Source organism: Aeromicrobium sp. (assembly GCF_025965075.1).
Taxonomy (GTDB): Bacteria; Actinomycetota; Actinomycetes; order Propionibacteriales; family Nocardioidaceae; genus Aeromicrobium.
Window position 1 is genome coordinate 1 of sequence record NZ_JAOPXQ010000129.1, and the last position, 4648, is coordinate 4648.

Consider the following 4648-nt stretch of genomic DNA (forward strand, 5'->3'; position numbering starts at 1 on the left):
AGATCAACCTGGTCGGCAGCTTCACGGTCCTGGCCCTCGCCTCCGAGGCGATCGCGCAGACCGAGCCCGACGAGAACGGCCAGCGCGGCGTCATCGTCAACACCGCCTCGATCGCGGCGTACGACGGACAGATCGGCCAGGTCGCCTACGCCTCGTCCAAGGGCGGCATCGTCGGGATGACCCTCCCGGCGGCGCGCGACCTCGCGCAGTACGGCATCCGGGTCTGCACGATCGCGCCCGGCATCGTCAACACCCCGATGCTCGCGACGGTCAGCGACGAGTTCCGCGCCGGGCTCGCCGCCGGTGTCCCGTTCCCGCAGCGCCTGTGCGAGCCGTCGGAGTACGCCAAGCTCGTCACGATGATCGTCGACCACGACTACCTCAACGGCGAGACGATCCGCATGGACGGCGCGCTGCGGATGGCGCCGCGCTAGATCCTCCTAGGAGGCGTCGGCGGACTTCTCGGGGCGGTAGGACGCGGCCATCAGGCCGGCCGCCGCGAGGGCCCCGCCCACCGCTGCGGCGACGGCCCAGCGGGTCCCGGCCAGGTCCAGGCCGAACGCGTGGTCGAGCGACCACTCCCCCGGCCCGAGGGCGGCGATCGCCACGGCGACCATTGCCACCAGGACCGTGTACTCCCAGCCGCCCTTGAACACGAAGTAGCCCTTGCCGCGGTGGTCCGTGAACGTCGCGACGAGCATCAGTCCGACGTAGGCCATCGCGGCGAGGCCGTTGAGCAGCCCCAGGGTCATCAGGACACCGGCACCGATCTCGTTGACCGGCGCGATGCGCGCGTGCACCCAGGCCGGGCGCAGGCCCAGGCTCGCGAACCAACCCTCGGTGCCGGCCAGCCCGCCCGCGCCGAAGACCTTGTTGTACCCGTGCAGGACCAGCATCGGCCCCAGGGCGAGGCGCAGGACCAGCAGACCGAGGTCGAGGTCCTGGCTGCTCACCGGATCAGTGGTGCGCGGGCGTGTGGTCGCCCGTGGTCTCGAGCTCGGTCGACGGCGGCGGCGGGACGTAGTTGTTGCGTGCCGTGAGCAGAGCGAACAGCGAGATGATCACGAACAGGCCCACGGTGCCACCACCGAACAGGATCAGCAGGTCGAGGCTGCTCTTGTCGTCCTCGTTGGGCCACGTGGAGCTGCCCACGGGGGCGTCGGCGAGCGCTGCCGCGGAGCCCGCGACGAACATGGTCACGAACGAGAGCGCGAGCGTGAGCACGCGTGCAGGAGTCCTCATGGAGCCCATGGTATCCACCCGTAGGCTGGAGTAATGCCTCACCTCGAACAGACCTCACTGAGACAGGCCGTGCTCGACATCCTCCCCTTCGACGTCTCGTGGGACATCCCGGCCGGCAAGGCGTACGACTGGTTCGTCGCCGCACCCGCCTCGATCATCCTGACGATCGTCCTCGGCCTGGCGTTCCGCTGGTTCGTCTGCCGGTCCATCGACCGTGTGGTGGGCCGGGCTGCGAAGGGCTCCGTGCCCGGCGTCCTCGCCAACTCCAGGGCCGGGGAGTTCCTCGCCGACCGACGCCCCGTAGGCCACCAGCGCCGCCAGCAGCGCACCGAGACCATGGGATCGCTGCTCAAGAGCGTCGCGACCGGCCTGATCCTCTCCGTCGTCACCGTCACGGTCCTGTCGAAGCTGGGCGTCGAGGTCGCCCCGATCATCGCGAGTGCCGGGATCCTCGGGCTGGCGTTCGGCTTCGGCGCGCAGAACCTCGTGCGGGACTTCCTGTCGGGCATCTTCATGATCCTGGAGGACCAGTACGGCGTCGGCGACTCGGTCGACCTCGGCGAGGCCACGGGCACCGTCGAGTCGGTGGGCCTGCGCGTCACCCGGCTCCGCGACGTCAACGGCACGGTCTGGTACGTCCGCAACGGCGAGATCCTGCGGGTCGGCAACCAGAGCCAGAACTGGGCCCGCACGGTCCTCGACGTCACGGTCGCGTACGACACCGACCTCGAGCGGGTGCAGACGATCCTGCAGGACGTGGCAACCTCGACCTACGAGGACAAGCGGTTCCACGACGTCATCATCGAGGCCCCCGAGGTGTGGGGGGTCGAGCGCTTCGACAAGGACGGAGTCGTGGTCCGGGTCGTGCTCAAGACCGCCCCGGCGCAGCAGTGGCTCGTGGCCCGCGCGATGCGGCAGCGCATCAAGGCCGAGTTCGACCGGGCCGGCATCCAGATCCCCACGACGTTCCCGACGGTCCACATGGAGGACAGGTCATGACGACCCCCGAGCAGAGCTTCTACGACGCCATCGGCGGGCACGACACGATCAAGCTCATCGTGGACACGTTCTACGACGGTGTCGCGACCGACGAGGTCCTGCGGCCGCTCTACCCGGAGGAGGATCTCGGGCCGGCCGCCGACCGCTTCACGGCGTTCCTGGAGCAGTACTGGGGCGGCCCCACGACGTACTCCGAGCAGCGCGGCCACCCGCGCCTGCGCATGCGCCACGCCCCGTTCGCGGTGACGCCGCTGGCGCGTGACCGCTGGCTCCTGCACTTCCGGCAGGGCCTCGACAAGGCGGCGCTCTCCCCCGAGCTCGACGCGCAGTTCTGGGCGTACGTCCAGCACGCAGCGCAGTTCATGGTCAACTCCGCGTCCTGAGCGAAGCGAAGCGGTGTTGGGCCATGAACCGACAGGGCAGCATGGTGAAGCAGGCGGAGTAAGCAGGTCAGGCGAGCAGGGCCTCCAGCTCGGAGCGCTCCTGGTCGTCGAGCCGGCGTGACCGCTGGGTGGCGAGATCGAACCCGACGAGGACCGTCGTCGACCGCGCGAGCACCTGGTCGCCATCCGCCAGCTCCGCGGCGATCGTGAACGACGAGCCGCCGACCCGGCTGACCCGCGCCCGCATGTCGTACGGCGCCGAGCGCCACCCGACCGGGCGGACGAGGTTGACGTCGGTCGACCCCACGACGAATCGGCCCGGCCTCATCGCCTGCACGTGCGTGGAGATCAGGAGGATGCGGCCCTCCTGGAAGAGCTCGAAGAGCTTGGTCGTGCTGACCGCGCCGGTCGCGTCCAGGTCGCTGCGCCGCACACGTGCCGGCAACGGGTCCCCTGCGGGCTCGCGCAGCACGGCATCGACCCGAGGACCGTACGTCGTGACGACCCTCGCGAAGACCGTCTGCTCCTCGTCACCCTGGACGCTGATCTCCTGGGTCAGCTCCCCGTCCGTGATCGAGGACGTGACCCCGACGGGTCTCCGACCGAGCAGCAGCGGGCGGAGGAACCGCACCCCGACGTGGGCGATCGCCGAGTCCGGACCGACCAGTCCGTCGTCGACCAGCATCGCCCGGCTCTCGGCGGCGTAGTCGACGTAGACGACGTTGTTGACGTGGTTGAGCGAGTCGAGGTCGGCCCAGCGCATGGGCAGCTCGTGGAGGATGTCGGCAGTCACCCGCCGATGATGGCAGACATCCCGTCGCCGTCAGGCGCTCGCGGTCTCGTCGATCTCCATGATGGGGTCGCCCTCCTGGACGATCTGGCCCACCTCGACGAGGATCTTGCTCACGTAACCATTGACCGTTCCATAAACAGGTATTTCCATCTTCATGGACTCGAGCACCGCGAGGACGTCCCCGGCACCGACCTGGTCACCCTCGCGGGCGACGATCTTCCAGACGTTCGAGACGATCTCGGCGCGAGCGAGGATCATCACTCACCCGATCCGTGGGTCAGCATGCGGAGCGCGGCGACCATGCGGTCACGGGTCTCCTCCGGGTGGATCACGTCGTCGACGATGCCGGCCTCGGCGGCGAGGTACGGCCGGGCGACCTCCTCGCGGTAGACCGCGGCGAGCTCGTCGCGCAGGACGGTCGGCTCCTCGGCCTCCTTGAGGGCGCGGCGGTGCAGCAGCGCGACGGCGCCACCGGGTCCCATGACCGCGATCTCCGAGCCCGACCAGGCCCAGTTGGCGTGGGCGCCGAGCGAGGCCGATCCCATCGCGATGTACGCGCCGCCGTACGACTTGCGCACGACGACCGTGAGCTTGGGGCTCTTGGTGTCGACGTACGCCTTGAGGAGCTTGGCGCCATGCGTGATGACGCCGCGCCCCTCCTCGACGGTCCCGGGCAGGAAGCCGGGCACGTCGACGAAGGTGAGGACCGGGACGTCGAAGCGGCCGCAGAACTCCACGAACCGGGCGGCCTTGACCGACGCCTTGGAGTCGAGGATGCCGCCGCGGGCATTGGGCTGGTTGGCCAGGATGCCGACCGCGTGGCCGTCGAGGCGGGCGAACAGCGTCAGGATGCTCGGCGCGTGGGTCGGCATGAGCTCGAGCCGGGCACCGTTGTCGAGCACGCCGTCGAGCAGCTTGTTCATGTCGAACACGATGCTCGACTTCTCCGGCACCAGCGTCGGCAGCGCGGCCGCGGCACGCGGGTTGGCGGGCACGGGGTCGTGGCGCTTCTGCCGCCCACCCTTGTGCGTCGGCAGGAACGACAGCAGGAGGCGGGTCGCATCGAACGCCTCCTCCTCGCTGGCCACCTCGAGGTGCGCGACCCCGGAGGTCTTGGTGTGCAGCGCCGAGCCGCCGATGTCCTCGGCCGAGGCGTCCTCGCCGGTCGCGGCCTTGACGATGTCGGGGCCGGTCAGGAACATCTGGCCCTGCTCCTTGACCATGATGGTCC

General features: G+C 69.7%; 8 protein-coding genes. 3 read left to right on the forward strand and 5 right to left on the reverse strand.

What is annotated here, in order from left to right; all coding sequences use genetic code 11:
• On the forward strand, positions 1–434 hold a 434-nt coding region (locus tag JWQ91_RS08205; protein WP_297782374.1), incomplete at its 5' end, for an SDR family NAD(P)-dependent oxidoreductase.
• Between the two features lie 6 nt (positions 435–440).
• On the opposite strand, the gene JWQ91_RS08210 is transcribed toward JWQ91_RS08205, so the two are convergent.
• Entirely contained in the window at positions 441–953 is a 513-nt protein-coding gene (locus JWQ91_RS08210; protein WP_297782375.1) for a DoxX family protein, read from the reverse strand.
• A 4-nt stretch (positions 954–957) separates the two neighbouring features.
• Complete coding sequence (locus JWQ91_RS08215) at positions 958–1242, reverse strand: hypothetical protein (protein ID WP_297782376.1); 285 nt, start codon at positions 1240–1242, stop codon at positions 958–960.
• Between the two features lie 33 nt (positions 1243–1275).
• Here JWQ91_RS08215 and JWQ91_RS08220 point away from each other — a divergent pair, with 33 nt between their 5' ends.
• Both JWQ91_RS08220 and JWQ91_RS08225 read left to right on the forward strand, forming a co-directional pair.
• Positions 1276–2241 (forward strand): mechanosensitive ion channel family protein, encoded by a 966-nt coding sequence (locus JWQ91_RS08220; RefSeq protein WP_297782377.1) that lies wholly within the window; start codon positions 1276–1278, stop codon positions 2239–2241.
• Positions 2238–2624 carry a globin gene (locus tag JWQ91_RS08225; RefSeq protein ID WP_297782378.1) on the forward strand — a complete coding sequence of 129 codons (387 nt, stop codon included), beginning with the start codon at positions 2238–2240 and terminating at the stop codon, positions 2622–2624. Before JWQ91_RS08220 ends, JWQ91_RS08225 begins: the two co-directional genes overlap by 4 nt.
• 67 nt (positions 2625–2691) lie before the next feature.
• On the opposite strand, the gene JWQ91_RS08230 is transcribed toward JWQ91_RS08225, so the two are convergent.
• The 3 genes from JWQ91_RS08230 to JWQ91_RS08240 form a co-directional block, all read right to left on the reverse strand.
• Positions 2692–3417: a thioesterase family protein gene (locus JWQ91_RS08230; protein ID WP_297782379.1), complete on the reverse strand. Its 726-nt coding sequence runs from the start codon at positions 3415–3417 to the stop codon at positions 2692–2694.
• 30 nt (positions 3418–3447) lie between these two features.
• Positions 3448–3675 (reverse strand): biotin/lipoyl-binding carrier protein, encoded by a 228-nt coding sequence (locus tag JWQ91_RS08235; RefSeq protein WP_297782380.1) that lies wholly within the window; start codon positions 3673–3675, stop codon positions 3448–3450.
• A partial coding sequence (locus JWQ91_RS08240; protein ID WP_297782381.1) for a carboxyl transferase domain-containing protein occupies positions 3675–4648 on the reverse strand: 974 nt, incomplete at its 5' end. The genes JWQ91_RS08235 and JWQ91_RS08240, both read right to left, overlap by 1 nt.

Bases quoted from the DNA above. Each gene is read 5' to 3' on its own strand.
- JWQ91_RS08225 (WP_297782378.1), top strand. From the start codon at position 2,238: ATGACGACCCCCGAGCAGAGCTTCTACGACGCCATCGGCGGGCACGAC.
- JWQ91_RS08235 (WP_297782380.1), bottom strand. From the start codon at position 3,675: ATGATCCTCGCTCGCGCCGAGATCGTCTCGAACGTCTGGAAGATCGTC.
- JWQ91_RS08220 (WP_297782377.1), top strand. From the start codon at position 1,276: ATGCCTCACCTCGAACAGACCTCACTGAGACAGGCCGTGCTCGACATC.
- JWQ91_RS08215 (WP_297782376.1), bottom strand. From the start codon at position 1,242: ATGAGGACTCCTGCACGCGTGCTCACGCTCGCGCTCTCGTTCGTGACC.